The 24,872-nt window shown below is 40.0% G+C and carries 39 protein-coding genes; 33 read left to right on the top strand and 6 right to left on the bottom strand.

Annotation, left to right across the window (positions count from 1 at the left end; genetic code table 11):
* Window positions 1-93 precede the first annotated feature (93 nt).
* From SLH55_RS02155 to SLH55_RS02140, 4 genes are all read left to right on the top strand, one after another.
* Window positions 94-627 (top strand): GNAT family N-acetyltransferase, encoded by a 534-nt coding sequence (locus SLH55_RS02155; protein ID WP_219166906.1) that lies wholly within the window; start codon window positions 94-96, stop codon window positions 625-627.
* A gap of 240 nt (window positions 628-867) precedes the next feature.
* Complete coding sequence (locus tag SLH55_RS02150; RefSeq protein ID WP_219166624.1) at window positions 868-1,263, top strand: VOC family protein; 396 nt, start codon at window positions 868-870, stop codon at window positions 1,261-1,263.
* 429 nt (window positions 1,264-1,692) lie between these two features.
* A complete protein-coding gene (locus tag SLH55_RS02145; RefSeq protein ID WP_219166625.1) occupies window positions 1,693-2,175 on the top strand; it encodes a DUF2975 domain-containing protein in 483 nt (160 codons plus the stop codon).
* 75 nt (window positions 2,176-2,250) lie between these two features.
* Complete coding sequence (locus SLH55_RS02140; RefSeq protein WP_219166626.1) at window positions 2,251-2,502, top strand: hypothetical protein; 252 nt, start codon at window positions 2,251-2,253, stop codon at window positions 2,500-2,502.
* Between the two features lie 487 nt (window positions 2,503-2,989).
* Here the strand turns inward: SLH55_RS02140 and SLH55_RS02135 are convergent, their stop codons facing one another.
* Window positions 2,990-3,559, bottom strand: coding sequence for a dienelactone hydrolase family protein (locus tag SLH55_RS02135; RefSeq protein WP_219166627.1), 570 nt, complete (start codon window positions 3,557-3,559; stop codon window positions 2,990-2,992).
* Between the two features lie 247 nt (window positions 3,560-3,806).
* Between SLH55_RS02135 and SLH55_RS02130 the strand changes: the two genes are divergently transcribed.
* From SLH55_RS02130 to SLH55_RS23215, 11 genes are all read left to right on the top strand, one after another.
* Window positions 3,807-4,244, top strand: coding sequence for a VOC family protein (locus SLH55_RS02130; RefSeq protein WP_219166628.1), 438 nt, complete (start codon window positions 3,807-3,809; stop codon window positions 4,242-4,244).
* 40 nt (window positions 4,245-4,284) lie between these two features.
* The gene (locus tag SLH55_RS02125; protein WP_320322453.1) at window positions 4,285-4,479 is read left to right on the top strand and encodes a hypothetical protein; all 195 of its coding nucleotides are present in this window, start codon (window positions 4,285-4,287) and stop codon (window positions 4,477-4,479) included.
* 98 nt (window positions 4,480-4,577) lie between these two features.
* Window positions 4,578-4,913, top strand: a complete 336-nt coding sequence (locus SLH55_RS02120) for a hypothetical protein (protein WP_320322452.1) — start codon at window positions 4,578-4,580, stop codon at window positions 4,911-4,913.
* Between the two features lie 18 nt (window positions 4,914-4,931).
* Complete coding sequence (locus SLH55_RS02115; RefSeq protein WP_320322451.1) at window positions 4,932-5,819, top strand: hypothetical protein; 888 nt, start codon at window positions 4,932-4,934, stop codon at window positions 5,817-5,819.
* A 91-nt stretch (window positions 5,820-5,910) separates the two neighbouring features.
* On the top strand, window positions 5,911-6,270 hold the full coding sequence (locus SLH55_RS02110) for a cell division protein FtsK (RefSeq protein WP_257474920.1): 360 nt from the start codon (window positions 5,911-5,913) through the stop codon (window positions 6,268-6,270).
* 17 nt (window positions 6,271-6,287) lie between these two features.
* Window positions 6,288-6,488, top strand: a complete 201-nt coding sequence (locus tag SLH55_RS02105; RefSeq protein WP_219166632.1) for a hypothetical protein — start codon at window positions 6,288-6,290, stop codon at window positions 6,486-6,488.
* 94 nt (window positions 6,489-6,582) lie between these two features.
* Window positions 6,583-6,954: a VOC family protein gene (locus SLH55_RS02100; RefSeq protein WP_219166633.1), complete on the top strand. Its 372-nt coding sequence runs from the start codon at window positions 6,583-6,585 to the stop codon at window positions 6,952-6,954.
* 139 nt (window positions 6,955-7,093) lie between these two features.
* A complete protein-coding gene (locus tag SLH55_RS02095) occupies window positions 7,094-7,411 on the top strand; it encodes a PadR family transcriptional regulator (protein ID WP_320322450.1) in 318 nt (105 codons plus the stop codon).
* Window positions 7,398-7,964: a DUF2812 domain-containing protein gene (locus tag SLH55_RS02090; RefSeq protein WP_320322449.1), complete on the top strand. Its 567-nt coding sequence runs from the start codon at window positions 7,398-7,400 to the stop codon at window positions 7,962-7,964. The genes SLH55_RS02095 and SLH55_RS02090 overlap by 14 nt, the downstream gene beginning before the upstream one ends.
* 361 nt (window positions 7,965-8,325) lie before the next feature.
* Window positions 8,326-8,571, top strand: coding sequence for a hypothetical protein (locus SLH55_RS02085; RefSeq protein ID WP_320322448.1), 246 nt, complete (start codon window positions 8,326-8,328; stop codon window positions 8,569-8,571).
* Window positions 8,572-8,971: 400 nt separating this feature from the next.
* On the top strand, window positions 8,972-9,259 hold the full coding sequence (locus SLH55_RS23215) for a TIGR04104 family putative zinc finger protein (RefSeq protein ID WP_413787075.1): 288 nt from the start codon (window positions 8,972-8,974) through the stop codon (window positions 9,257-9,259).
* 58 nt (window positions 9,260-9,317) lie between these two features.
* On the opposite strand, the gene SLH55_RS02080 is transcribed toward SLH55_RS23215, so the two are convergent.
* Both SLH55_RS02080 and SLH55_RS02075 read right to left on the bottom strand, forming a co-directional pair.
* Window positions 9,318-9,740, bottom strand: coding sequence for a VOC family protein (locus SLH55_RS02080; RefSeq protein WP_320322447.1), 423 nt, complete (start codon window positions 9,738-9,740; stop codon window positions 9,318-9,320).
* 390 nt (window positions 9,741-10,130) lie between these two features.
* Window positions 10,131-10,604, bottom strand: a complete 474-nt coding sequence (locus SLH55_RS02075) for a hypothetical protein (protein ID WP_320322446.1) — start codon at window positions 10,602-10,604, stop codon at window positions 10,131-10,133.
* Window positions 10,605-10,724: 120 nt separating this feature from the next.
* Here SLH55_RS02075 and SLH55_RS02070 point away from each other — a divergent pair, with 120 nt between their 5' ends.
* The 6 genes from SLH55_RS02070 (at window position 10,725) to SLH55_RS02045 (ending at window position 16,046) form a co-directional block, all read left to right on the top strand.
* The gene (locus tag SLH55_RS02070) at window positions 10,725-11,336 is read left to right on the top strand and encodes a CGNR zinc finger domain-containing protein (protein ID WP_320322445.1); all 612 of its coding nucleotides are present in this window, start codon (window positions 10,725-10,727) and stop codon (window positions 11,334-11,336) included.
* A 527-nt stretch (window positions 11,337-11,863) separates the two neighbouring features.
* Window positions 11,864-12,589, top strand: a complete 726-nt coding sequence (locus SLH55_RS02065; RefSeq protein ID WP_320322444.1) for an alpha/beta hydrolase — start codon at window positions 11,864-11,866, stop codon at window positions 12,587-12,589.
* Window positions 12,590-12,772: 183 nt separating this feature from the next.
* Window positions 12,773-13,375, top strand: a complete 603-nt coding sequence (locus tag SLH55_RS02060) for a hypothetical protein (RefSeq protein WP_320322443.1) — start codon at window positions 12,773-12,775, stop codon at window positions 13,373-13,375.
* A 473-nt stretch (window positions 13,376-13,848) separates the two neighbouring features.
* Entirely contained in the window at window positions 13,849-14,472 is a 624-nt protein-coding gene (locus tag SLH55_RS02055) for a hypothetical protein (RefSeq protein ID WP_320322442.1), read from the top strand.
* Between the two features lie 133 nt (window positions 14,473-14,605).
* Window positions 14,606-15,001 carry a DUF4181 domain-containing protein gene (locus tag SLH55_RS02050; protein ID WP_320322441.1) on the top strand — a complete coding sequence of 132 codons (396 nt, stop codon included), beginning with the start codon at window positions 14,606-14,608 and terminating at the stop codon, window positions 14,999-15,001.
* Between the two features lie 367 nt (window positions 15,002-15,368).
* Complete coding sequence (locus SLH55_RS02045; protein WP_320322440.1) at window positions 15,369-16,046, top strand: phosphopantothenoylcysteine decarboxylase; 678 nt, start codon at window positions 15,369-15,371, stop codon at window positions 16,044-16,046.
* A 94-nt stretch (window positions 16,047-16,140) separates the two neighbouring features.
* Here the strand turns inward: SLH55_RS02045 and SLH55_RS02040 are convergent, their stop codons facing one another.
* Entirely contained in the window at window positions 16,141-17,535 is a 1,395-nt protein-coding gene (locus SLH55_RS02040; RefSeq protein WP_320322439.1) for a PLP-dependent aminotransferase family protein, read from the bottom strand.
* A 106-nt stretch (window positions 17,536-17,641) separates the two neighbouring features.
* On the opposite strand from SLH55_RS02040, the gene SLH55_RS02035 reads away from it, so the two are divergent.
* From SLH55_RS02035 to SLH55_RS02005, 7 genes are all read left to right on the top strand, one after another.
* Entirely contained in the window at window positions 17,642-18,547 is a 906-nt protein-coding gene (locus SLH55_RS02035) for a DMT family transporter (RefSeq protein WP_320322438.1), read from the top strand.
* On the top strand, window positions 18,535-18,966 hold the full coding sequence (locus tag SLH55_RS02030) for a GNAT family N-acetyltransferase (protein WP_320322437.1): 432 nt from the start codon (window positions 18,535-18,537) through the stop codon (window positions 18,964-18,966). Before SLH55_RS02035 ends, SLH55_RS02030 begins: the two co-directional genes overlap by 13 nt.
* A gap of 148 nt (window positions 18,967-19,114) precedes the next feature.
* Window positions 19,115-19,753, top strand: a complete 639-nt coding sequence (locus SLH55_RS02025) for a nucleotidyltransferase domain-containing protein (RefSeq protein ID WP_320322436.1) — start codon at window positions 19,115-19,117, stop codon at window positions 19,751-19,753.
* 30 nt (window positions 19,754-19,783) lie between these two features.
* Window positions 19,784-19,990, top strand: coding sequence for a hypothetical protein (locus SLH55_RS02020; protein WP_320322435.1), 207 nt, complete (start codon window positions 19,784-19,786; stop codon window positions 19,988-19,990).
* A 27-nt stretch (window positions 19,991-20,017) separates the two neighbouring features.
* Window positions 20,018-20,599, top strand: coding sequence for an AAA family ATPase (locus SLH55_RS02015; RefSeq protein ID WP_320322434.1), 582 nt, complete (start codon window positions 20,018-20,020; stop codon window positions 20,597-20,599).
* 19 nt (window positions 20,600-20,618) lie between these two features.
* Entirely contained in the window at window positions 20,619-20,861 is a 243-nt protein-coding gene (locus SLH55_RS02010) for a hypothetical protein (RefSeq protein ID WP_320322433.1), read from the top strand.
* A gap of 56 nt (window positions 20,862-20,917) precedes the next feature.
* The gene (locus SLH55_RS02005; protein WP_320322432.1) at window positions 20,918-21,091 is read left to right on the top strand and encodes a hypothetical protein; all 174 of its coding nucleotides are present in this window, start codon (window positions 20,918-20,920) and stop codon (window positions 21,089-21,091) included.
* A gap of 78 nt (window positions 21,092-21,169) precedes the next feature.
* Here SLH55_RS02005 and SLH55_RS02000 read toward each other — a convergent pair whose 3' ends face one another.
* Window positions 21,170-21,349: a hypothetical protein gene (locus SLH55_RS02000; RefSeq protein ID WP_320322431.1), complete on the bottom strand. Its 180-nt coding sequence runs from the start codon at window positions 21,347-21,349 to the stop codon at window positions 21,170-21,172.
* 208 nt (window positions 21,350-21,557) lie between these two features.
* Here SLH55_RS02000 and SLH55_RS01995 point away from each other — a divergent pair, with 208 nt between their 5' ends.
* Entirely contained in the window at window positions 21,558-22,142 is a 585-nt protein-coding gene (locus SLH55_RS01995) for a Crp/Fnr family transcriptional regulator (RefSeq protein WP_226673398.1), read from the top strand.
* Here SLH55_RS01995 and SLH55_RS01990 read toward each other — a convergent pair.
* Window positions 22,134-22,829, bottom strand: a complete 696-nt coding sequence (locus SLH55_RS01990) for a DUF4386 domain-containing protein (RefSeq protein WP_320322430.1) — start codon at window positions 22,827-22,829, stop codon at window positions 22,134-22,136. The genes SLH55_RS01995 and SLH55_RS01990 overlap by 9 nt on opposite strands.
* 106 nt (window positions 22,830-22,935) lie before the next feature.
* On the opposite strand from SLH55_RS01990, the gene SLH55_RS01985 reads away from it, so the two are divergent.
* The 4 genes from SLH55_RS01985 to SLH55_RS01970 are packed head-to-tail and all read left to right on the top strand — an operon-like array spanning window position 22,936 to window position 24,776.
* A complete protein-coding gene (locus SLH55_RS01985) occupies window positions 22,936-23,484 on the top strand; it encodes a hypothetical protein (protein WP_320322429.1) in 549 nt (182 codons plus the stop codon).
* Between the two features lie 23 nt (window positions 23,485-23,507).
* On the top strand, window positions 23,508-23,774 hold the full coding sequence (locus SLH55_RS01980; protein ID WP_320322428.1) for a hypothetical protein: 267 nt from the start codon (window positions 23,508-23,510) through the stop codon (window positions 23,772-23,774).
* A gap of 42 nt (window positions 23,775-23,816) precedes the next feature.
* Window positions 23,817-24,287 (top strand): GNAT family N-acetyltransferase, encoded by a 471-nt coding sequence (locus tag SLH55_RS01975; RefSeq protein WP_320322427.1) that lies wholly within the window; start codon window positions 23,817-23,819, stop codon window positions 24,285-24,287.
* Window positions 24,288-24,344: 57 nt separating this feature from the next.
* Window positions 24,345-24,776 (top strand): hypothetical protein, encoded by a 432-nt coding sequence (locus SLH55_RS01970; protein ID WP_320322426.1) that lies wholly within the window; start codon window positions 24,345-24,347, stop codon window positions 24,774-24,776.
* The last annotated feature ends 96 nt before the right edge of the window (window positions 24,777-24,872 follow it).

The raw sequence follows: 24,872 nt of genomic DNA, 5'->3' as shown, positions 1-24,872 counted from the left end.
GCTATCCACAATAGGGTCAGACCGTTGAAGAAGGATATTATTATCGGATGTCGTATTTATTTCATAAGAGATCATCACTTAGGAGGATGTAAAATACCAGTGTCTAAAGATAATGTAGAATACTTCATTCGAAATGTGAAACTAGAGGATGCGGAAGTACTTTTGGATATAGAGAGCTCTGTTATTTCTGAAGGTAAATATTTCATCGTTGTATCAGAGGAGCTAGAAAAAAAGCCTGTGCAGGAGGAAAAAGAACGAATACAACGGAAATTGGATAACGAAAAAGAAACTCTTATCGTAGCGGAAGTGGATGGTGTAGTTGTCGGATCGATAGAATTTCGTTCCCAAACTAGGAAGAGATTATCCCATACTGGCTCAGTTTCAATGTCGATAAGCAAAGATTACAGAGGCATGGGGATAGGGAAGGCACTTTTAACGGCATTATTAGACTGGGCCGAGGAGAACCCACTCATTGAAAAGGTAAGTTTAGGGGTCCTTTCAACAAATCAAAGAGCCATTTCCCTGTACAAGCAGATGGGATTTTTGGAAGAAGGTCGTTTGATAAAAGAATACAAGTTAAATGATGGGGAATATATTGATGATATTCTTATGTGCAAATTTGTGTAATAGCCTAATTTGGCGTTAGTTATTTCTAAAGTATAAGATTGAGTCCGTAATAGGGTCGACAAATTTAATGAAAAAGGTAAGCACTTTGGTCCGGAGAGTTAATGTGCTTTTTTTGAGAGAGTGGGGAAAGGATATGGATCCTATTTTAATAGATGTTCCGTAAATAGAAACAGATAGACTCATCCTTCGAGCACCACATCAAGCTGGTGATGGGAATGGAAAAGTAAAGGGGGAAGCTTTGTGCCAAAAGGATTACTTCATCATATTGAACTTTATGTATCTAATTTAAATAGGTCAATTGATTTTTGGAGCTGGTTTCTTGAGGAATTAGGGTATCATCTTTTCCAAGAATGGGAAAGTGGGCAAAGTTGGAAAATGGGAGATACGTATATTGTATTTGTGCAAACAGAAGAACGGTTTCTTGACATTCCATATCATAGATGCAGAGTAGGTTTAAATCATTTAGCCTTTCACGCAGATTCACGAGAACACGTCGATAGTGTGACTATGAAATTAAAAGATAAGGGAATAAACGTTCTTTATACAAACCAGCATCCATTTGCAGGGGGAGACGATTATTATGCAGTTTACTTCGAGGACCCGGACAGAATAAAAGTTGAACTTGTTGCACCATAATTAGAGCCGTGGGGACAGGTCCATTGGCTTATTAAAGGATACGTGGGCCTGTCCAATCGGTCTTTTTGTTCCTTATAAATATAGGATATTCGACACCTTGGCATGATTATCGGGATTCGCGCATGATTGTATCTGAAACTCGCACGATAATTGTTAATCCCGCATGAATCTGCTATATCTCTCTTTGTTTGCTGTCCACAATAGGGTCAAACCGTTGAAGAAGGTTATGATAAGCAGATTAATGCAATCAGTTATCATATTAAGGTTTAAAGTAAGAGCGTTTCTCTAAAATGAGAAGCGCTCTATATTTTTTTTATCGAAATTCAATTAAAAACAATAACAATATATTAAAAAACAACATTCATTTATTGTTAAACAATAAATAATGTGGTACAGTGATTTTATTATAGAATCAGTGAGGTGCTCTAAATGAATGGTAAACAAGGTTCAACTTTTTACTTGAAGTTCATTGCTTTTCTTATCGGAATTGGGTTACTTGCGGTGTGTATCTATTGGTTGCCTGAAGCAGCCAGAAGAGATGGGATAGAGCGTCCAGGTGATTATTCGCTATATCCCCTTTTGGCATGTGCATATGGCATATGTTTATCGATTTTTGTAGTGTTGTATCAAGTATTTAAGCTCTTAACCTATATCGAAAAGAACAATGCATTCTCCGAGTTATCATTTCAATCTTTGAAGATCATAAAAAAATGTGCGTTTACGGTTATTCTCTTCATTTTAATCGCAATTGTTTATTTGAGGGTGCTTGCTCACTTCACAGGTGATGACGCAGCAGGTCCGATATCACTGGGTCTAATGGGTATTGTAGCAACAAGCGCCGTCGCAGCTTTTGTGAACGTTCTTCAAAAGCCTCTAAAAAGTGTTTTGGATGGGCAATCAAGAATCGATTAATATGAAACTAAAATACTTTCTTTGCAGTCTAATTATATACAGAGCTGAATTTAATATTTAGGGAGGGGATATTAAATGAGAAAGTACCTTGGTTGGGTGTCCATTGGTATTATAGGGATTACTTTAATATTATTTGTTTTTATGAGAGGGAGAGTTAGCGGGTATGTAGGAACCAACGTCTTAATTATTGGAGCAATATTAGCTTTGGTAACTGCCCTATTGAGTAAAAAAGGGAAATCCAAGACAGTTTCAATTTCAGCATTAGGAATACTTGCAGGTGGATTTATAATACTAGTTTTAGGATTTATGATGAACGGAGGTCTATAAGTTCCTTTAAGTAAAGGGGGTAATACTAGAAGAACAATTTAGAAAAAATTTTATCCAATTAGACAACATGAGGAAATGAACATGCTGCAATTAAAAAGATCTAAAATTATGAGTCACTGAAAGGAAGAGAGGATGTTGAGTAAAGTCATTTCGAAAGGCCCTTTCATTTTAGTTCTATATTTATCTTTTGCATTCATTAGGACGACTTGGGATTTAGTAAAGAATCCCGATTTACTCCATTACATATACTTCTTCTTATCACTCGGCGCTGCCATCTCAGCAGCCTTATTCTTGGTGGTTATTAATAAGGAAAAGAACCTTAACAAAGATAGAAGTTAGTTCACTATACAAGAGGGACATCGTCCTATGATCGGGGGCAATATGATGGTTATTGTCATTTGATGAGGAGGAGGGAGCTAGAATGGGGTCCTTTTGCTGCTTCAAACGAAAAGGAAGCAGGAGAACCGTCCCCGTGCTCCCTGTTGACTTATGCGAGAAAGTCAAGAACCCGCTTTATCACAAGCTTCGTCGCCTCAGCATCATAAGAAGGTATGCTGCTGTCGGTGAAGAGATGTTCATTACCCTCATATAGAAAAAGTTCGGCGTGATTGGCCGACTCCACCAGTTCACGAGCCGCGTCGATGTCACCGTCTTCAACGAAGAAGGGATCAGCATTCATGGCATGAATTTGCACAGGTAAGTCAGCTGGCCATGGAGTTCCGAACTCGGAGGTCGGGAGGCAGGCATGGAAAAACAGTGCGCCTTTTGAGCCTTCACGTGTTTGAGCGAGCTGCTGTGCTGCCGGGACACCAAGTGAAAAGCCAGCATAGACGACATCTTGCGAAAGATCACCGGCTGCCCGAATGCAACGCGACGTCACTTCTTCAAATCCGATTTCTTTAACAAATCCCAGGCCTTCTTCCAATGAGGAAAATGTGCGGCCATCAAATAAATCCGGCACGTGCACAATATGCCCTGCATCCCTCAGTTGATCTGCAATTGCTTCTATTCCCTTCGTTTTGCCTAAAACATGGTGGAACATCAAGACCTCTGCCATCGTTTTCTCCTCCAAAATTTGAATTTCATACTACGCTTAAAGTATAACGTTCGACAAAAATCTTGTTTGACCTGCTAAAAGTTCGTTTCCTAGGTCATATAGGAAACACCACTGGATTTTTTGACGCAATTGAAAAACATTGAGTTTTATTTAATGATTTGAAATAATTGGTATTACATTAGTCAGGACTGGTAAATAGCAGATATTGAACTTTGGTTGAATCTAATTGTGAAAGAGGTCAAAAAACATGAAAATCACCAGAATGGATCATATCAGTATCAACGTAAACGATCTCTCAAAGACTAAAGAGTTTTTTGTGGATTTAGGACTTGAGGTGAAAGCCGAATGGGAGATGGATGGTGAGCTGCTGGACAAGGTCGTTGGTATGAAAGATGTGAAAACGTCATGCGTAGGAATGGGATTGCCGGACGGTCAGACATGGATAGAGCTCGTCAAATATATAACACCGTCCGATGAAAACGGTATTCAGCAAACGCATCCCAACACGTTGGGTATCCGCCATATTTGCTTTGCTGTTGAGGATCTTGACACCATGGTTGCCCATTTGAAAGAGAAGGGTACAGAAACCTTTAGTGAGGTTCAGCAATATGAAGATACATACAGATTATGCTACGTTCGTGGTCCTGAGGGGATTATATTAGAGCTGGCGGAGGAGATTAGATGAAAAATGGGGTTGGGGAATGAGAGAGAGTAGGGGACAATCAATGAGAATAAGTGCAGAGGCACTGGTTGAAACAGAAGATGAAAAAGACATTTATCTTATTGAGAACGGAAGAGAAAAAAAGGTTGGTGTTACTACGGAGAAGATAAAGTTTGTTCGTATCGATGGACGTGAAGCCATTGAGAGAGAGCAAACATTAAATTCCGATGTTTTAGGTGACAGAAAGGCATTACCATAATGGAAAAGGCAACGTGTAAACCCATTTCATTCACCGATTACTCAAATGGTAGTCATCTCGTGAAAGCCGAATATGACGAGGCAGGAGTACATATCTCGATGGGGAATAGTAAAAAAACAATCAAACTACATGGAGACTGCGTTGACACATTTTCCGTGGAGCTTATATTGCGTGTGTTGCCGTTGAAGTCCGGTTACTCCCTGCAATTGAATGGTTTCAATGCAACGCTCGAGTCAGAAGTCGATATTCATATTCAAGTAGTCGAGTCAGAGCGTGTTAAAAGAGGACTTGACGATTTTGTTGATGCCTGGAAGGTGAAAACGTATTTTGGAGAGACCCTTCAATACTATTGGATTGATCCTGCCAACAAGGAGCTGCTGAAACAGTCTTCTCAAATTGGAGATGGACTTGTCCTTGAATTTCGTAGAGGATGAACAACAGAGGTGATGAAAATGAAAAGAAAGCTCCAGCCAACATCTGACACAATAAAAGAATGGATTAATACCTATGTGCCGGATAAAGACCTCTTTTTCCTTCCGGAGGCCAACCTTACTAGTTTTAAAGAATATATAGACAATGCCTTGGTCATTCCGCACGAAGAGTTCAAGAACCATTCATCTTATAAGCAGGTTCAATTTGCGAACAGCTATGAGTATTGGAATCTATCAAAGGACGTTGCCTATGTACTGGTGACACCTCCAGGCTGGGTGAATCATCTACCAGCGGAGAAGAAAATCGAGCTTTCTCATATTCAAGTGGAAGTGGGAAGGGGATTGATTCATCCCATTTCTGACTTCTCCGGAGACATATTATCCCTTCGTAACAACGTTGTCAAAGTGAAGGGAGAGGAGTATGTTGTCCTTCATAAAGCGATGTGGGAAGAACTTTCTTTCCGTTGTAATGAAGACCTCATAACAGATATTGCCCAAGAATGGGAGGAGTGGGATTGCTATCATGTTCCGCCGCAAACCCCTCAACACTTACGAACGTATGCCAACACCTTTCCATCCAGAGCGGGAAGCAATTGTTTGTCAGCAACTCTATTCGCCATAACCCAGCAGGAATGGATCATACATGAATGGGTCCACCCTCAAACGTTTCTTCAACGTTTAGCACTTGAAGATTATCATGTCATCCTCTCTCAAGGGTTGCGAGCAGGTGATGTGGTGACGTGGGAAAATGCAGACGGAATTATTCAACACGCTTCTTACTGCATTGATGGTCAGTTCTTCTTTAACAAGCGTGGGCAGACCTTTTTTAATGCGTGGAGTATTGTGCATCTTGATGATCTGAAAGGGGATTGGGGTCATTTAAGCATGAAGTCCTATCGGAAAAAATAGAGTATGTGCTGTAATGTCAGGCGTTTTTTTATTCCATTTACGATTACTTAAGTTATGAAATATCAGAGGAATTAGGGTGCAAAGGAAGGGATTGAAACAGGAATATATGAATGGATTTAAAAAGATCGTCAACCTCCTTAATAGATTTAAGCAAGTGTTTTACTCCTATGACGATGAAGGTTTCTCGACTGCTGAGAAAGAATACATTGATAATATCAAGAATGCTAATCCCTATGGAATTTTTGTCCTCATCTTTGGCGGGGTTTCATTCGCATTTGGACCACAATACGTCATTTTCCCTATCGTCACGTTGACAGTGGCTCTACTGACAATCTGGACCTTTGATAAAGAAACAGAAGACAACCCTTGGACATTTCTCCTGGGGACGGTTCTATCTCTCACTGGATTGTATATGCATATGGTGGGAGCGGTTCACATTCTCATTCTATAAGGGAGGTAAAGTGTAAGGTGGAAATCATCAATAGCATTCAAGAGGTATTATCAATGGGGCTTGCATTTGTCGTCTATCTTGCCATACCTGCATTTATTATCTTTAGAGCTATTCGAAGAAAGAAACTCCCCAGTAATCAATACACTCCTCTAGACGATATCCTGGACGGTAAAGTGAGAGATCCTGAAGAAGAGAATGATAGCAAAAGGACGGACTAAGGGACTGGAAATTTGGAATTTTATAGGGGATTTAAAGGAGAAGGGGATACTGAAAGCGAACTACTTGGTAGACCAGTATAAAGGAGAGAAGGATTTGAGTAAATCATTCATTGAACAAGTACATTATATTAGAATTCCAGTTAAGAATGTAGAACAGTCAGCACAATGGTATCGAGATATATTAGGTCTCCAATTATTAAACGTAACCGAGGAACTTGCCGCTTTAAAAATAAATGAAGGACCGTTCTTACTGATCCTCATCCCTACAGAAGATGCAACCTTTGCCCATTTTACAGTGAATCAGAAAGAGGAATTCAGTATTGGCTTTACAAGTCCCAAGCTGGCTGAATTTCATCAACACTTAAAGGATCACGAGGTGAAGGTCGATGAGATTAAAGAAGATGAGGGTCATGCCTTTTTCCATTTTTATGATCCAGATGGTAATAAACTGCAAGCGCACTGGTAGGATCAAGCCAATTTCCGAACATAAAGGAAATTGGCTTTTTTTAATGGGATTTCTAAAATGTGGTTGACTATTCAGTTGAACTGTATTAAATTGTTAGTAAGCTGAACTGTATAGTTGAACTGAATAAAAGGGTGAGAACATGAAACATAAATTATTACCATTGTCTGAAACGATGCACTATATTTTACTGGCATTGCGTGAGCCACTCCACGGATACGCCGCCATGCAGAAAATCGAAGAAATGAGCAAAGGCACCGTGGTGTTAGCAGCCGGCACATTATACGGTGCGATTGAGAACTTGAATAAACACGGTTGGATTGAACCTGTTGGGAATTCAGGCCGGAGGAAAATCTATCAGATTACATCTGAAGGAAATGCCATCTTGAACCTGGAGCAGGAAAGGCTCTTGCATATCGTATCCTTGTATGAAGGAAGTGAATCGAATGAAGAAGGTTAAATGGTTTATCAGTATAGAAAAAGAAGAACGCTGGCTGAACGAGCAATTGCAAAAAGGCTATCGGTGCACAAACATCAGTGGACTGGGAGTGTACACTTTCGAAAAGACCGAAAAGAATTATTTGATGAGACTGGACTATCAGGATTATCTGTCGAAAAAAAAGCTGGAAGAATACAAAGGGATCTATGAGGATTTCGGCTGGAGTTACCTGAAAGGATACTGGCTGAGTGGTATTCGCTATTGGCAAAAAGAAAGCGATGATCAGGATGAAATCTTCTCTGACCGGGAGTCAAAAAGTCATTATTATAAACGAATCATGAGCTATTCCCTTTGGTTTGGCATGATATTTCTCATCTACTCTTTTAGGTATTACAGAGATCCGGGGTTATATCATGACGGTCTTTGGAATATGGAGAATGATTTGTTTTGGAAAGCGTTTCTCTTTGAAACGCCATTTGTTCTGTTGAAATTGTTCCCTGCATTTATGGTCGTATTATTGGCTGGGAGTTATTATAAAGCTTATCGGAAGTATGCGGTGTTGAAAGAGCAATAGAGGGAAATGGGGGCTTGTCTGGGGAGGATGAGCCTTTTTATTTGGAATTTCTCCTTGAGTATCATGGTTTATTTTGGAATAATTGGTAGGGAGTATAAAAAGTCATTTTGTAGAAAGCGTGAGGATAAGGAAATTGAAACGAAATACAAATTTTCAGTTGTATATGGGCTTTTTTGTAGGATTCATATCGTTCATGCAAGCATATAACCAGTGGGGAGAAAGCAGGAGTTTAGCCTATTTCTTTATTATAGCTGGAGTGAGTCTCTTAGTACTTAACCTGATTGTTCTGAGCAGGAAGGCTTCTGGGATGAGCCAAGATTCAGGGGACGATAAGCACTAGTCAGTAGGGAGGAATAAACCTATGAATGCTGATAAGCAGGATAAGTATCAGCAGCAGCGAAGGGTGCAAAGCTTATATAGGAAGAAGAAGCATCAAAAGGGAAGAAGATATAAAGACAGGAAATTATGGACCGTATTCATCGTTATTGCTGTTTTACTTGCACTTTGTGTTCTGGCTATAACTGAGGTCTACTATATTGATGACGACGGATCAGTGCCGAGGGTGTTAAGGAAGTTAGCTGAATCGTTTAATTTCATTGCTTGGTAGGTTTCTTTAGTTAGAAATTGAAGGAACTTATGTGAATCTAAAGGAAAAGGACATAAAAGTAACCGAAATAAAGGAATATGGGGACCATACATATTTTGATTTTTATGATTTAGGAGGCTGGTTGTACAGAAACGGATATAATTCCAATTTGCGATTATTCCACTGCTGGTTCAAAAACCTTTGGAAGATTATATTTTGGAAGGATACAAGAAATCGGACTATTGCCAGAGTCAGAGATTCGTGAAGTTGAATTATTTGAAGACCTTCCTACCAGCCTTACCTATTCAGATATTTCAGATATTCAACCGAAACTGTTTGAAAAGACCCTTGATTTTATAAAGAGGACAGTGAAATCTGAGAAAGTATCAAGAATGATTTTAAGCATCGAGGTGATTTTATCTTGCAAAAATGCGATAAATGTCAGACCCCATTTAGTTGGAAAAAGATTATGAAATCGTTTATTTGGACCTATAAACCTATCCACTGTACGAACTGTGGAACGGAGCACGAAATAACCATTCGTGGAAGATTTTCCTTTACGCTATGTACCATTCTACCAGCAATATTGTTCTTTAATTTCCTTTCCCCATTCGAAAATTTTGTTTTAACGTTTGTAATTGGAATGCTGATCCTGTTGGTGGGTACTTTGTTAACACCTTTTCTTGTTACGTATAAAAGTGTAAGATAACTTCTTATTTAGAGGCAGAACCAGCACAATCTAATTGAGCTGGTTTTGCCAAGCAATGTTACTCCTCTAAATCCCAATGTGGATTCCACACGACTTCCCACAAATGTCCGTCTAAATCCAGGAAGTGACCAGAATACCCTCCCCAGAAGGTATCCTTCGCTGGATCGGTGATTTTCGCCCCGGCTGTTTCTGCCTCCAGCATCACCTGATCCACTTCTGCCTTACTGCTTACATTATGTCCGATCGTGAATTCAGAGGGACTTCTGGGAGAGAGGGGGACATTGGCTTCCTTCGCTAAGCTTTTCCGTTCCCAGATGGCCAGTTTCACTCCATTTTGCAAATCGAAGAAAGCTACGGCGCCATTTTCAAACTCCTGCCCGATGATCCCTTCGGTTGGGAGATGTAGACCGTTTTGATAAAATTCCAGTGCTTTTTCCAGATCATCCACTCCGAGGGTCAGTACGGTGATTCTTGGCTTCATTGTTTGTTCCTCCTTGGTTAAGACTTCTTCTTTAGGATACCTCTTTTTATAGCCTTATGTCGGTTGGAATGTCAGGTTGAGTTCGAGAGCTGAACAATAGACGGAAAAATTCCGCTTAATTAGAGATTATTTCTAAAAAAGGATGAAATAGCCGGAAGGATTCCGCCTATTAACTCAATAGAAACAATAATAATCGATTTTTCTTTATTTAACCGGAAAACCTCCTCTTATTTATACCCAAAATAGGTACCATTCTAAATATAACCGGAAAATCTCCGCTTATTTTACGTTTGCGGGCTCCCAATCATCTAATCTATTAATAAAGAAACCCGCCAAAAATACCACGGCGGGTTCTTCCTTTCCAAACGGATTAATATCTCATTTTCAACATTAGGGCTGACTCGGAACTTTAATCGCTTTAACCATTTGTCGTATGGAACCGAGATGGTAAGCGGAGTGGGCGATTGCTCCAAGCATGCCTGAGAAGGTCTGTTCTTCAAAGGAGGTCAGGGAATCGATGGTTGTGAGCAGTGCGGTGTATTCTTGTTTAAGTTCTGAGGTGAATTGTGTCCATGTGTCGGTGTCTACGCTTGTGATTTTCCATGAAGCTTCCCAGTCCTTGTCGGGGACTTCTCCACTCATGTACGATCTTGCCACCCATATATAATAACGGGTGTGATCGGTTTGGGCGGCGATGGTGGTACCATGGACCGGGATCGAGGCATCTTCTGCCGATAATCCGTCAAGTGTTCCGAACAATCCACTGCCAGGCTTCGATTCCGTGTACCAGCTTCCATTTCCTTCAGGTCCTTCGAATGTTTCCTTCAACAACGTCTTAACAGCTGCCAACATCGCATTTTCCATTTTAAAACCTCCTGAATTTGAATTTAACCACCTAAAACACTTTAGATGGTTATAAGTTTACGCTGGTTGTTTCTAACTGTCAATATGTATTATGATGGTTAGAGTAAAGGAGTCATGATTATGTCGGAAACAAACCCTTATATGATGGTCGGAGAACGACTGTGTATGGATTTCATCAATACCGTCAGTTGGCGGGAAAGTACGGAGAAAAGGCGGGACTGGTTTACGGACTACGCCAAATTGGTTGACTGGTCAATCCATGCCGAAGTATTGACTGCCAAACAGGCACAGAATCTTCTTGTGGAAGCCGGGGAAAATCCTTCTCTAGCAGAAGAAGCTCTGAAGCAGGCAATTGAACTGCGGGAAGTGATGTATCAAATGTTCAAGAGCATTTCAAAGAAAACCTCACCGAATGAGGAGAATCTTAAGCGCTTCAATGAATATGTGAGCCATTACTATCAATCGTTGCAAATCATCCCAATTGAAGATCAATTCATGTTGAAGTTCAATCAACCAGACAAAAATCTGGATGCGATGCTGCCTCCCATTCTGCAATCCGCTGTAGACTTGCTTGTTTCAAAAAATGAGTTGGAGCGGGTCAAACAATGTGAAGGTGACCCTTGCGGCTGGTTATTCTTCGATACGAGCAGGAACCGGAGCCGGCGGTGGTGTTCCATGGCCGATTGCGGGAATCGAGCGAAGGTGCGGAGGTTTTATCAAAAAGAGAAATAATAGAGGGTTAAACAATGGGGCTAGAGCGACAATTAAGCGCGATTATGTACATCGCGCTTTTTTTGTGTCATAAAATAATTGTAAGGATGAATAGTTTTTGAAATAATTGGTAGTAACGATATGGAATTGAAGGAAAGAATTCTAGAAAGAGAGGGATATTCAGAGTGGAATTAAATCCCATTCCTTTGGCTCTTCAATTTTTATTAACTACCACTATAGCCATTATCATCTTTTTCTTCTTAGTCAGGTGGAGTAAACAATTAGAAACACGTCGTTATTCCATTTTTATTTACTTTTTGATCAGCACGCATATTGGTCCAATCTATTCTAGAGATACAAAAGAAGGTTTCTTCGAGCTGTGGTTCCCTCTAGGGTTTGTGGTGATTTTCCTTTACTTGTTATTTAGTAAAAGAAAACATCCAGCCAAAATGAAAGCCTGTGTCTTAGGACTGTGTGTGGCATTATACCGGTTGGTTATTCATTATGTTGGTTAGATTAATTTATTTTACTAAAGGGAGGATTGTTAGATGATTTTACATACTGAAGTATACGGGGAAGGGGAACCTGTTGTTTTTCTCCACACGGGGTTACAAGCCGGAACGACTGATTTTGTGAAGCAAAGAGAGGCACTTCAACAAAGCAGGAAAGTCATAGTTCCCGATTTAAGAGGACATGGAAAGTCGGTAAGTCATGACTTCAGCAATTACTTTGAAGACGCTGCGGATGATTTGAGAGATACATTGGATCATTTACAAGTTGAAAAAGTGCATGTAGTAGGGTGCTCACTAGGGGGATTAGTGGGTTTACGATTTGCAAAGAAATTTCCTGACCGATTACGAAGCTTAACCTTGTCTGGAATTACTTCTGATAAGCCGGACAATTGGAAGGAAATGCATGCTCAAGATGTTCAATTCCAAAGAGAATTATTGGAAAATACAGAATTCACCAGTCAATTGGATCTGCAACACGAATCGGACTGGAGACAGTTTATTTATATGGCTCGAGACGAAGACTGGTACCCTTTTGATGATACGTCCGACTTAGGTTCCATTACTGTGCCGATTCTATTTATGGTGGGCGAGGGGAATCAGGCAGAAGTGGCCACTGCAGCAAAATACCAAAGCTTACATAATGATTTGCATGTGTGCGTCATTCCGTTTGCGTCGCATTTGGTACATGAGGAAAAACCTGATATATATACGGGAGTATTAGGTGAGTTCCTAAGGGAAGTTCAAAATCGTTTAACTGTATAGTCCTACTGCCAGGTGTGATCTTTTGTGGGTTGCACCTGAATTTATTTAGCCAGTGAATACTCATAATCCCCTTACCTGCGACTAAAAGATGAGGTGGATTTCATTCTGATTAAGGACGAAGCTGGAGTGGACGACTGATACATTAAAGGGAGCATTCGAAGCATTTTTATGGAGGGATGAGTCATGTTATTTCATTACCATTTCTGGACGCCCCATGTAGAAGAAACAGAAAAGTTCTATGTGAAGAATGGATTTCGAATTTCACTTCGCACTGGGAAGTTTCGAGGTGATTTTCAGACATTCAATCCCCCTTTGGAGTGGGATGACTTTCGGGATAAAGGAATCTCGTTCAGGATCATCGAAGCGAGGAAAGGGGCTATCAATATTACCTTTGGATACGGTAAGAGAGTGATGTTTGACCATATTGGTTTCTTGGTGAGTCCAGAGGAACTTGATGAGATATGTCAAAGAGCCGAAGCAATGAACTGGAAAGTGAATAGTAATGAAAGGAGAACCTTTATCGGAACACCCTATGGTTTCAGGATTGAACTCCAAAGCCATGAAGATGCGATTGACGGCACACCGTCTATTGCTAGGATTGAAGAATTAGAGTTAATCATGAAAGATGGAGAATTTGAGAATGATATATCCTGTTTATTTCACAAGCCAATGAACCATATACATGTAGGAATAGGAGAAACTTCTACGATCCACAAGGCAGTGATGAGTGGATTAGTGACTTCCGGTCAAAGGGATCCTAATGGAGTGTATGTCGTTGGGAAATAAGAGGAGCTCCAGAGAGGCTGGGACAAAAGGGTCCCAGCCTTTTCATTTTTACTTGTATAGGATTCATTCTATTACATAAGATGTCTTGCTCTTTATAGAAGTACTGGCAAAAGTGAATAAGCGGAATTTTTCCGGTTATATTCAGAATTGAACTTGTTTTGGGGGTGCATAAGCGGAATTTTTCCGCTTATGCACCGTAAAATCACCTACAGATGTATTTATAGAATGAATAGGCGGAAATTTTCCGCCTATTTCAGCTTTTTTCAATAGTAGGACTAAATAAGCGGAATTTTTCCGTCTATTTATCAGCCCTGGGAATTATTCTGACATTACAACTAATAAATACGTATCCATCCTGTCTGATGCCGCTGAATCATAAAGCTTTTGATTTGGATGAATCCTCCTTTTTAAAAAAATTTCCTTGAGTAAGACTTTGATATTTGAAATAATTGGAATTATGAGGAGGGATGCATTTGTCAGTCGCCATGTATCACATTCACATTAAGACAGACAAGGTAAATGAAGTAAAAGCTGCTTTGATCCGATGGCTAGAGGATAAACACGACCGTAAGCCAATCATCCTTTCAAATCAAGATTCGTCTTTACCGATGTTCGATCATGACATTCCGACACAATTTGCTTTGTGCCACCTGCATGAGGAGTGGGTAACGGTCTTACATGATTCATATGAACAGTTAATGGAGTTGTCCTCCAGCCTTTCTTCTCGATTCCATACGCTGGTTATTCATGCCTTAGGTCAGAGTACCGTTGATACTTACCATTTGAACATATTCCAAGAGGGCCATCTGTTGCGAAAATTTGATGTAGGTGAGGGGTATGACGGCATAGAACAATATGGTGATCCGCTTTCTTTTGAAAAAGACCCAGTGAATCACACCGTGGTTTTAGCAGAGGAGGACTCCAACTTTTTTGACTATCAGGATATGAAGGAATACTGTCTTTGTTTTGGGCTGGATATTTTAGTCGATCCTTCTGAGAAAGATGGGTTTTGGGAAGTCATAAAGGTTCAAAAAGATCCAGCACCCATACATAAAACCTCACTTATTCAGAAGATTTTTCTTCGTCGGAGAAAATAAGGGTTAATAGACAATAATAAGCAAATGGATCATCAGAATGTTTCGTAAAATATATGATTAGGGTGAAATGAGTTATTGGGCGATGATGGATTGGTAAAGAGTTAAAGACTTTTTGTGTAATAGGGGGCATGTTATGTATTGGGTGAAATTTATATCAATTGCTATCATGATATTTGTTCTGATCTCAACTGTTAAATACGTATTAAGGAAACTTCTTAAACTGAAAAAAGTAAAAAGAAACCCCTTTTCCTATAATCATATAAATGAGACTCATCGTAAAGTTGATAAGAGGTTGAGAGTATTTACTGCCCTGACTGTAATGACTTTAGCCCTTCTTATGATCAATAATAAAGATTTTACGAATGTCTATCTGTTGGGAGTCGTTGCGTTATTCGGGTTGGACTATGCTGTAAGAGCATTCTTCGAAATCAAATATAGTGAGTACCCTAAACAAGCTATTTTAACAATAGCGGAAATGGTCTTGATGTTAACTGCGGTTATAACCGTGTTTCAAGTTTGGATTCTGTAGGGGAAAAAGTGCCGGTTTTAAAAAGGAGGAGATTTCTATCTGGTGGAATTACTATGGAGACGCGGTCATTTCGATAGCAGTGCTGACAGCTATTCTGATATTGATTAGCATTCATTTCTTTAGAGTGAAAAGTAAAAGAAGGTTCGTGATTCCCTTATCTATTTCAATAGCAGGCTATCTATCCTATGTTATAGGTATTGTCTTTATCAGAGGATGGAACGGGATGGGATTTATCGTTTATGGCGTGATTATAATGGGGATTGGTCTTATCTATTACCTGGGATTGGTGATCTATAGGAAAATGAGGTACCGTGAACCAGGTCAGCTCCCTGACAGATAAAAATATGCATAAGGCAGTGATGTATCTATGAATCTAAAAGAAAAAAAGATGTTAATAACAAGCGGAGGGACGCTTGAAAAGTGGGACAATGTCAGAGGACACACTAATTTAGCAAAAGGTGCGATAGGGTGTTATTTAGCTGAAGAAGCTTTGAAACAGGGGGCAGAGGTGATTTATTTACACGGCTATTTCGCAAAGCTCCCCGAACATCATCCTAAAATGCGACTCATTCCGTTCGAGGGTATTGAGGATTTAGGAGAAAAAATCAAAAAGATTGTACAATCTGAACCTGTAGACGTTGTGATCATGGCAGCTGCCGGATCAGATTGGGTGGTTGATAAAGTATTGGATCAACAAGGGAATCCGGTACTGGAGACAGGAAAGATGTCCAGTGACGAACCTCCAATTATTCGCTTTAAAAAGGCACCGAAAGTATTATCGCAAATAAAAACATGGAATCCTGACGTGTTACTTGTCGGATTTAAGTTAGAACATACGGATGATCCGGATTATTTATTTCAGAGGGCGAACCTCCGAATGGAGACTTCCGGAGCGGAATATATGGTTGCCAATAAAACAGGTTCACTTTATGGGGAAGAAGCAGAGCATTATATCGTATCAAAAGGTCAATCGCCACGAAAGTATGCCAGTAAAAAAGAAACGGCTGAGGGATTGATACATATACTTGCGGGAAATATGAACTAAAAATTTAGATGATATTTGGGACCAGGATAAAGAGAAGGTTTCAATTGAAATCAGGCGTGCTTTCAAAGGGAAGTGCGCCTGAAATATAATATCGTCACAACCATGCACTCGCCAACAGAGAAACCCCGCCAACAATCTCCTCCTCAGATAGATTCCCCAACCCTATCTGCACATGTGGATAGACAGGTTGCTCATTAACATAGTATCTGGAACAAGGATATAAAACGACTCCTCCCTCATAGGCATCCACAAGTAGCTGCTCTTCACTTACATCTATTTTCACTTCCATGATGATAAATAAACCAGAATGACCACCCTTTATAGTAATGACATCCCCAAAGTGCTTCGTTAATTCATTGATGAGTAAATTCATTTTCCGTTTATATATGGCCTTCATCTTCCTTAAATGGGGGTACCAATGTCCTTCACTCATGAAAAAAGCCAGCGTTCTTTGATGGATGGCAGAAGCGGTTTGTTCGAATACCGCCATGTTTTTTCGATACTCCATCATCAGGTTTTCCGGTAAGGCCATGTAACTGACCCTGATGGTTGGGAGCAGGGCTTTGGAGAAGGTACCCATATAGATCACCCTTTGCGAAGAATCGATACTCTGCAGTGAGGGGACCGGATGATGAATGTATCGGAATTCACTATCGTAATCATCCTCTATGATATATCCATTCACCTCGTTAGCCCACTGGAGCAATTGAACGCGTTGGCTGACCGGGATGGTCCCGCCAAAAGGAAAGTGATGGGTAGGCGTCACATATACCAATCGGGTGTCCGCCAAGAGCAATGGATCGATCATCATGCCATCATCTTCTGTAACTGGTATCGGATGGACGGAAAAGGACATTAAACTGAACAGTTCTCTTGCTACATCATACCCGGGATCCTCAACGGCAATCGATTGAACGGTATCTCTCAGGAGGAGTGATGCTAATACTAATAACTGCTGGGTACTGCCCCCTATAATGATCTGGTCCGCACTCGTCTTGACTCCTCTAGACTGGAACAGATAATCCTCCAATTCCATCCGCAACCATCTATCTCCCTGTTTATCTCCATACGAATACATGTCCGGGTCTTTCATCACTTTGTTTGTGAGCATCCTCCACTTTTTAAATGGAAAGTTCGCTTCGTCCACTGTCCCAAGCTTGAAATCTATGAGTTCAGGTTTCTTTAGTGGTTCACCAGAAACAGATTGTTTCTTTGTGTCAAAAGCAAGCAAGTCATCGGGAATCATAGCTTCCACATAATAGCCCTTCTTGTTTTCACTCCGGATATACCCTTCTGATTGCAGCTGTTCATACGCCACTTGTGTCGTATTCCGACTTACATTCAGTTGTTCAGCCAAACGCCTGACAGAGGGTAGCTTTGTGTTTTTAGCTATTTTGCCAGATAGAATCTGAGTACGCAAATACTGGTAGATTTGATGATACATAGGAGTGGGGCTGTCGTGATTGATACTGAATAAAAGCTCAAACATCTTGATTCCTCCTATCTGTCATGTACGTTTATTGTAAACTGACCCTTTTAGAAATGACAGTGAAAATCAATAATGAGTGGAGAAAACATCTACTGGAGGCAATCATATGACAAAGTTATTGTTTGGATTCTGCACATTGATTTGGGGGTTGAATTTTATTGCGGTTAAGATTCAAGGGGAGCCGGTCCCTTTGGAGCTATCGTTATTCTACCGCTTGATCATCACAACGCTTCTGTTCGCTCTGCTTCTCTTCGTGCGGAAGCCTTTTTACACACTTGAGAAGAAAGATTATCTGACAGTTATCCTCTTTGGCTTATGCAATTTCGCATGGAGTTATTTATTTCTTTATTATGGGACCATCATGAGTACAGCGGCTATCGTCACGATGATCTATTCACTGAAAGTGGTGTTGACACCGGTAGCCCTTGCTTTAGTGAAGAAAGAACCTATGAGCATACGGTTGGGCATAGGGGGAGCACTAGGAATCATCGCAGTGTTTCTATTGTTATTTCCAACCCTCATGGAGGATCCTGAATCCTTATCAATGAAAGGAATCCTCTTCGCATTGACCGGAACCATCATCACGTCCATAGGTGATGTATGTTCCTCCATCAATGCTGACAGAGGGATTAATCCAGTCTATTCAAATGTCATTGGATTTACGGCTGCAAGCATATTCCTTGGGACTGTGATATCAATGCAGGATACCAAGATGACGTTTCCTGCCATACCTTCCTACTGGATGGCGGTTGTATATCTCTCATTGTTTGCTTCCTTTTTCGCCTGGCTGTTTTATTTGAAATTGGTGAGTGAGATGGGAGCAGGGAGTAGTGGCTACATGGTAGCTTTATTTCCTGCCGTTGGTGGAGCTGCCTCGGTCATCATCGGTGAAACGGAACTGAGCGTATTTTTAGTAGTGGGATGTTTGATGTCGTGTGTTGGGGCTTTGATTGCTTTAAAAGCGAATAAAAAACAACAACCAAAAGGGGGGAAATACCGTTGGATTCTATAATAATCAAACAATTGGTAACCAATGAGGAGTGGAGAAGTGCATTTGAGATCATGAAACAGTTAAGAACAGATTTGACGCTTGAGAGGTATATGGAGTTTGCCCAAGACATGAGGAAAGAGGGGTATCTATTGTTTGCACTCATGGTTAAAGATGAGATCATCTCATTGGCCGGGGTAAGAAAGGCGATAAACTTTTATAACAAACATCATTTATTCGTCTATGATTTGGTTACAAGTCCTTCTCAGCGATCAAGTGGTCATGGGGAGCGGTTGCTGGAATACATCCATTTCTATGCGGAAAAGACGGGAGCAGAGTACGTCGCGTTAGAGTCAGGGATCATGAGAACTGAGGCTCACCGCTTTTATGAAAGCAAAATGGGCTATGAGAAATGGTGTTATTCTTTTAGGAAAAAAATCTAACGTCTGGGGAGATAAACACCACCGATTTAGTTGCTTCATTTTCCCTCACCCGTATATTGTCAAAAGTAAGAAAGTTTGAAATAATGGTTATTTGTGGAAGGTATAATGAGGGATAGGTCATTAAGAGTGAGATAGGAGATAAAGGCAAATGGGTGAAACAATAGTTAACAACGTGAAACGTTATTTGATGGATAAATATCATTGTCACACTGTCATTCTTTACGGTTCTTATAGCAGAGGTGATTTTACAGAAGAAAGCGATATCGATATCATCTGTTTTTCAGACACAGTGGACGATGATCGGAATGATGTTGAAATATTCGAAGGGAAACCATTAGATGTTTGGATATACGATACAGACAGAATGAAAAATCCTGAACAATTTTTGCATGTACATAAAGGTAAGATATTAATAGATAATAAGAATCTTGCTGAAGAATTCTTATTGAGTATTGAGCGTATTTTGAATGAAGGCCCCAGAAAACTTTCTGACACTGAGAAGGATTTTTTGAAGAGTTGGCTGAGAAAAATGTATTTGCGGTCCTGTAAGAATGATATTGAAGGTAACTATAGATTTCACTGGGCACTTAAGGACAGCTTGGAAATATATTTTGAATTAAGGGGTTTATGGTATTTGGGACCTAAACGTTCTTTTAATTGGCTAAAAGATCACGATGAGAGAGCTTATGACCTGTTTGAAAAGGCATTAGCTAAAAATGCAGATCCAAAATGCACTAAGGAGCTATTTCATTACTTAATTAATGGAGATGAACCGGACATCAATTAATAGAGGGAGAAACTCTGAGGGGGTAGGTTTATGTTTTTACTGGCATCAGCACAATCAACAGCCACAATTAATACAGGTGATATTATTTTTCAGTTATTTTCTTTTCTATTTCTTTTGGCCATTCCAGCAGTCATTATTTTATTAGTCGTTGTTTTAAGAAAGAGAAATAACAGATTGAAACGTGTTGAGGAAAAATTAGATAAACTTCTGGCAGATCAGGAAAACGATAAGAAATAATACTTTGCTGAGAAAACAGGAGGCTCCATGAAACGATTAGCCATCATCACAGTAGGTAAAACACATAGCGGAAAAACAACTTTCGCAAAAGCGTTAGAAAACAAGTTAAACCATTCAATTATCATGGACCAGGACAATACGGCTGATTTTTTAAATACATATTATCAAAATCTATTACCAAAACAAGGACCTAATTTTCTAAAGCATTCAATCTCTAAGGTGATTGTGGAATACGCCAAGAAGCACACGGATGGCCATATTATCACCTGCAGTGCCAATCGCACCAAAAAAGGGAGAACGTATTTGCTCGAAGATATTTATGATAAACATGAGTTTGTCCGGACCTTGGTTCACTTTGATATCCCGGATGATATCCTTCTGGAAAGAGTAAGGAACAGCAAGCGGAGTACAAATATTCTCAGGCGATCCTACTCAACCTTTGAGGAAGTACTGATCAGCCAACAGGGGGGCTCGATGAGTAAAGATGTTGTAGATCCTGAAGAAGGGGAAGCGGATTATTTATTTGTGATCAGGGAGCATCAAGAAGTGGAATCGGTGATGAATGAAATTGTGCAAATCGCTTCAGGGGAAGCGCTATTGAAAGGGTGAATGAAAGGGGTAAATAGAGATGAGCGAGTATATGCAAAAGTGGGAAAGGATAAGAGAAAAAGGGAAACTAAACTATATGGTCTCTCAGTCCCTCCTATCAGGCCTCGTGTGCTTTCTGACATTACTACTGTTCAGCGTGCTTTTCAACACACCATTAACCGTTGGCCTTTTTATTTATCAATCCATCTTCCTTGGCGTGGTTTTATCGGTGACATCTTGGATAACAAATGAAAAGAGGTATAAAAAGCATAAGCAGAAATAGATCTCATAAGGAAAATAACTATATTTTTATTCTGGGAGAGGAATATCAAATACTGAATGGGTAATGCCGGAAATGCATTTCTTATGAGTGATCAAGAGCCTCTCCATCAAAGGAGAAGGCTCGTTTTTCTTACATCGAAATGGGGGTATGAATACTACTTCCCGGTTAAGGCCATTGACCGATGGTTAACCGATATGGAAGTAGAAACCTTTCTGGATAAGGGGGATTAACCCATATAAAAAAGACCATTCAAATACTGTCATTTTATAAAATGTGTATGCGAATGGTCTTTTATAGGAATCGTTTTCTTAACGCTCATCACCATCTTGTTCTTTACGTTCTTTGCTGAGTTCTAACTTCATCTTTTCCAGTTCTACTTTACTTTGTTCCAGCTCGACGTTCTTCTTCTTTAAGTCATAGCGGATCACAAAATATAAAAAGATAAACGTCATCCCAACAATGACGGATATAAAGAAAAACAGGTCCAAACGTATCTCCTCCTTATTAAAGAATTACAGAATTTAGCTTACACCTTCGTTTATTCAGTTTACTAATGAAGATGACCATTCTATTCATTTTTTTTATCAGGTTCATCATTTTAAAGAAATTCACTTGCATGGCTTTCTTTCCACTTCTATACATGTAAAATATTACTATAGTTAAAGCATAAATACAGTACGAAGGAAGGAGAATGACATGAAAGAAGTCCTTATCCAATATATGAAACGTTTTTCCGATCTTAGTGAACCGGAGCTGGAAAAACTAACAGTAGATGTTCCGGTTGCTACGTTTAATAAAGGAACGATCCTTTTACATCAGGGAGAAGTTCCCGACAAGTGTTATTTTGTTCTAAAAGGGTGTGTACGACAGTACGCTGTAAATGAAAATGGGGTTGAGAATACGGTCAATTTCTTTACGGAAGAACAAAGTGTCACGATCTTTCCTCAGCAAGGTGCTGATGCAGGTTCAAAATACTTTCTCAGCTGTTTGGAAGACTGCACGCTTGTTGTGGGTGATTTAGCGACTGAGCAGGAAGCTTACGACATACATCCAGTGCTGGAGGTGATGACCCGTAAAATGATGCAAGAAGATATGGGTGCTATGAGGGATGATTTCTCCTCCTTCATCTCTTCGACACCAGAAGAGCGATATCATGCTTTGAAAGAAAAAAGGCCGGATTTAATTGACCGGGTTCCCCAGTACCAGCTGGCAAGCTACCTGGGAATCAAGCCGGAATCTTTAAGCCGTATCAAGAAACGGTCGGAAGCCAAGTCACCTTGATTGTGTTGTCAATTTCCTTCCTTTTACCAATAGCCATATACCAAAACCCAATTCACCTATAAACATCGGGGCCATGAAAATCAGCTCCAGTAGTCCTGTAAAACGATTAACCTCTGGGATAAAACCGTACAGGAAATGAATGAGCGAATAGCTGAAGCCAGCTAAAATCAATAGAATGCTAAGCACTTTTGGGATCACTTTTGTCTTTGTTGCGATGAAACCTACTGCGATCAGATGGAGCCCAAATATGATTAATCCAAATGACCAGATTGCTTCAAATGCTGTTATGGAACCCATCACCTGCTGTGACATGCCTGAGACTGGTTCCTGAATCATCCGACTGGTAATTACCAGATGTGAAACCGCCATGGCCAGAATGGCTGTGTAAAGCAAACGAAGCCAACCGGCTAACAATGCGTATCCAGGATGGAACGATTTCAGGAACATATAAAAACCCCATGCTACGATTACATCCGTAATGACAATTATTAGCCACCCGAGTATCTCAAAGCGAAACAACGATTGTGATGCATGGATGTTTTCATATGTGGTTGCCGGATCACCATCCATGACCAATGAACTGTGAACATACCCTTGAGCAAAAAATGCAGCAAATGCCATCACAAGCAATGCGATACCTGAGAAGATGGCTGCTTTCTGCTGCATGTTTTGATTCGTTACTTTCATAATAATACCTCCTCCCAATCACTTTTATAACGATTGTAATGTGAATGGGGTAGACTTTCATTGACTTAAATCAAGATGATGAGGAATCCAATTAGAAAAGAGGATGATGACCATTAAAAAAGTTGTTTCACTTAGTGTACTCACACTCATCGCCTTATTATCAGCCTGCTCCAATACCCCTACCTTTGAAGACTTCTTCCATCAGAAGATGAAGGAAGTGTCAGAAGACTCCTATTCTCTTGTTTACAAAGAGGAAGAGGTCGTCCAACCAAACGATGCGATTGCCGTATTTACAGAAAACAATCCCCGAGGCGAGCAAATATTTATCGCCTATTTTAAACAAGAGGATAGCCATTGGAATTGGAAAAAAACGAGAGGTGCTGAATGGGATACACCTGTCAAATGGTCGGTCATGCACCAGGAACCATACATCTATTCCGGGGCAATCAGTGATTCTTCGATTAAGGAAGTATTTGCAGGAAGAGAGAAAGCCAACATCATTGAGGTGGAAGGTGATAAACGGTTTTGGTATGCAGTCAGTGATGAAAAGGATGTAGAAGTGAAGATCGTGATGGAAGACGGAACACAAGAGGTTGTTGAGGAATTAGATGATGAGATGTTAGAGGAATCGACGGATCGGTTTAATAAAAGGTAAAAGATTAGTAGAGGAGGGATTCAATGAATCTTAGACTATATCGGATCTTTCATCTTGTCATAACCGGAGTCATCACGATCCCCATTACTCTTTTTATGGCAAGTGGAGGGTTAGGAGAGAATTATACCGACCATACATTTGTTTACCCTGGCTTTCTACTCATTATAGGAGTATGGATCATCGGTTCTGTTCTTTCTTTTATTAGAAAATCAGCAGTGTTGGGGTTTATCATCAGTGCGTTACCGGCATTGTATTTCATTGGTAACATTATTTTTATATTTTTAACGTAAGGAATAAAGATTACTCTAAATAAATTACCTGGGGGAAGCATATTGAATGTATTAATGAGAGAAGCAACTGTAAATGATTATGATGCGGTTCATCACATTCAGAAACAAGTTCATGAAATGCATACAAAGGAAAGGCCGGACCATTATCGAATGGCTGAAACTACATTAGATAAGGCGTATTTTAGCCGTTTGGTCGAGGAGGATAACACAAAGGTATTCTTACTGGAAGATCATCAAACGATCGCTTATACAATTATTACGATAAAGCACACAGAGGAGAGACCCATCCTTGTTTCGAAGAAAGTTGTATACATGGACGACTTTGGTGTCGATCACGTCTACAGAGGAAAAGGACTAGGAAAGATATTTTTTGAAAAGATTTTAGAGTTTGCAAAGGATATTGAAGCGGACTCATTGGAACTCGGTGTGTGGGAATTTAACGAAGCTGCTATTAAGTTCTATGAGTCAATGAATCTTAAGACAAAGGTCAGGCGGATGGGGATTGACTTGTAGCAGCCTCGTGGCTCCTTTTACAAGAGTAATCAATACGATGACTGGAGGACTTTTACAATGAGCATGAAAAAGAGAGTTCTGACAAAGCTGATCCTCTCTATCGGAAGTTTTCTTCTCATTACTATTCTCTTATACATATTTTCAATGAAAGTAAGTCCGCAAGAAAATAATTTAGGTATGAACGAAAAGGTAAAAGAAATCGAAATGGTTACGTGGGAAACGGAGGAGCACGTTGGTACGATAGATGATGCACAGTTTATTAACGAATTAATTGATGACTTAAATGAAGCTGATACGCTCTCGACGAACGCTTTAAAACTTAGCGATTTTCCACCTTACAAACTAGTATTTAAAAATAGTGAAGGGGAAGTACTTCATACACTGGGCTATTTTGAATCGCCAGTCCTGATCGGGATATCAGGGCAGTATTGGGAGTTTAACCGAATATTCGGATTGGAAAAGAATATCCCTTCAAGATTTTTCGATTAAGAAAAAAGCTCCGTATGGAGTAACTGGGACGTGAAAAAATCCGATGGGGGCCATTCCAGGTCATAGATTCTGCCAACCTGCCCCATGGATCTTTCA

Origin of the sequence: Rossellomorea sp. YZS02 (genome assembly GCF_033963925.1) — a bacterium.
Taxonomy (GTDB): domain Bacteria; phylum Bacillota; class Bacilli; order Bacillales; family Bacillaceae_B; genus Rossellomorea.
This window is presented reverse-complemented; position numbering and strand designations above follow the sequence as displayed.

What these genes read in the sequence shown, in the direction of transcription:
- SLH55_RS02115 (WP_320322451.1), top strand. Translation starts at nt 4,932, where the DNA reads ATGAAAAGAAAGCTCCAGCCAACATCTGACACAATAAAAGAATGGATT.
- SLH55_RS01995 (WP_226673398.1), top strand. Translation starts at nt 21,558, where the DNA reads ATGAAAGAAGTCCTTATCCAATATATGAAACGTTTTTCCGATCTTAGT.
- SLH55_RS02015 (WP_320322434.1), top strand. Translation starts at nt 20,018, where the DNA reads ATGAAACGATTAGCCATCATCACAGTAGGTAAAACACATAGCGGAAAA.
- SLH55_RS02080 (WP_320322447.1), bottom strand. Translation starts at nt 9,740, where the DNA reads ATGAAGCCAAGAATCACCGTACTGACCCTCGGAGTGGATGATCTGGAA.
- SLH55_RS02095 (WP_320322450.1), top strand. Translation starts at nt 7,094, where the DNA reads ATGAAACATAAATTATTACCATTGTCTGAAACGATGCACTATATTTTA.
- SLH55_RS02135 (WP_219166627.1), bottom strand. Translation starts at nt 3,559, where the DNA reads ATGGCAGAGGTCTTGATGTTCCACCATGTTTTAGGCAAAACGAAGGGA.
- SLH55_RS02085 (WP_320322448.1), top strand. Translation starts at nt 8,326, where the DNA reads ATGAATGCTGATAAGCAGGATAAGTATCAGCAGCAGCGAAGGGTGCAA.
- SLH55_RS02070 (WP_320322445.1), top strand. Translation starts at nt 10,725, where the DNA reads ATGTCGGAAACAAACCCTTATATGATGGTCGGAGAACGACTGTGTATG.
- SLH55_RS02060 (WP_320322443.1), top strand. Translation starts at nt 12,773, where the DNA reads ATGTTATTTCATTACCATTTCTGGACGCCCCATGTAGAAGAAACAGAA.
- SLH55_RS02010 (WP_320322433.1), top strand. Translation starts at nt 20,619, where the DNA reads ATGAGCGAGTATATGCAAAAGTGGGAAAGGATAAGAGAAAAAGGGAAA.
- SLH55_RS02145 (WP_219166625.1), top strand. Translation starts at nt 1,693, where the DNA reads ATGAATGGTAAACAAGGTTCAACTTTTTACTTGAAGTTCATTGCTTTT.
- SLH55_RS02130 (WP_219166628.1), top strand. Translation starts at nt 3,807, where the DNA reads ATGAAAATCACCAGAATGGATCATATCAGTATCAACGTAAACGATCTC.
- SLH55_RS02035 (WP_320322438.1), top strand. Translation starts at nt 17,642, where the DNA reads ATGACAAAGTTATTGTTTGGATTCTGCACATTGATTTGGGGGTTGAAT.
- SLH55_RS02045 (WP_320322440.1), top strand. Translation starts at nt 15,369, where the DNA reads ATGAATCTAAAAGAAAAAAAGATGTTAATAACAAGCGGAGGGACGCTT.
- SLH55_RS02020 (WP_320322435.1), top strand. Translation starts at nt 19,784, where the DNA reads ATGTTTTTACTGGCATCAGCACAATCAACAGCCACAATTAATACAGGT.
- SLH55_RS02050 (WP_320322441.1), top strand. Translation starts at nt 14,606, where the DNA reads ATGTATTGGGTGAAATTTATATCAATTGCTATCATGATATTTGTTCTG.
- SLH55_RS02040 (WP_320322439.1), bottom strand. Translation starts at nt 17,535, where the DNA reads ATGTTTGAGCTTTTATTCAGTATCAATCACGACAGCCCCACTCCTATG.
- SLH55_RS02075 (WP_320322446.1), bottom strand. Translation starts at nt 10,604, where the DNA reads ATGGAAAATGCGATGTTGGCAGCTGTTAAGACGTTGTTGAAGGAAACA.
- SLH55_RS01985 (WP_320322429.1), top strand. Translation starts at nt 22,936, where the DNA reads ATGACCATTAAAAAAGTTGTTTCACTTAGTGTACTCACACTCATCGCC.
- SLH55_RS02125 (WP_320322453.1), top strand. Translation starts at nt 4,285, where the DNA reads ATGAGAATAAGTGCAGAGGCACTGGTTGAAACAGAAGATGAAAAAGAC.
- SLH55_RS01970 (WP_320322426.1), top strand. Translation starts at nt 24,345, where the DNA reads ATGAGCATGAAAAAGAGAGTTCTGACAAAGCTGATCCTCTCTATCGGA.
- SLH55_RS02005 (WP_320322432.1), top strand. Translation starts at nt 20,918, where the DNA reads ATGGGTAATGCCGGAAATGCATTTCTTATGAGTGATCAAGAGCCTCTC.
- SLH55_RS02065 (WP_320322444.1), top strand. Translation starts at nt 11,864, where the DNA reads ATGATTTTACATACTGAAGTATACGGGGAAGGGGAACCTGTTGTTTTT.
- SLH55_RS01990 (WP_320322430.1), bottom strand. Translation starts at nt 22,829, where the DNA reads ATGAAAGTAACGAATCAAAACATGCAGCAGAAAGCAGCCATCTTCTCA.
- SLH55_RS02025 (WP_320322436.1), top strand. Translation starts at nt 19,115, where the DNA reads ATGGGTGAAACAATAGTTAACAACGTGAAACGTTATTTGATGGATAAA.
- SLH55_RS01980 (WP_320322428.1), top strand. Translation starts at nt 23,508, where the DNA reads ATGAATCTTAGACTATATCGGATCTTTCATCTTGTCATAACCGGAGTC.
- SLH55_RS02120 (WP_320322452.1), top strand. Translation starts at nt 4,578, where the DNA reads ATGGGGAATAGTAAAAAAACAATCAAACTACATGGAGACTGCGTTGAC.
- SLH55_RS02090 (WP_320322449.1), top strand. Translation starts at nt 7,398, where the DNA reads ATGAAGAAGGTTAAATGGTTTATCAGTATAGAAAAAGAAGAACGCTGG.
- SLH55_RS02140 (WP_219166626.1), top strand. Translation starts at nt 2,251, where the DNA reads ATGAGAAAGTACCTTGGTTGGGTGTCCATTGGTATTATAGGGATTACT.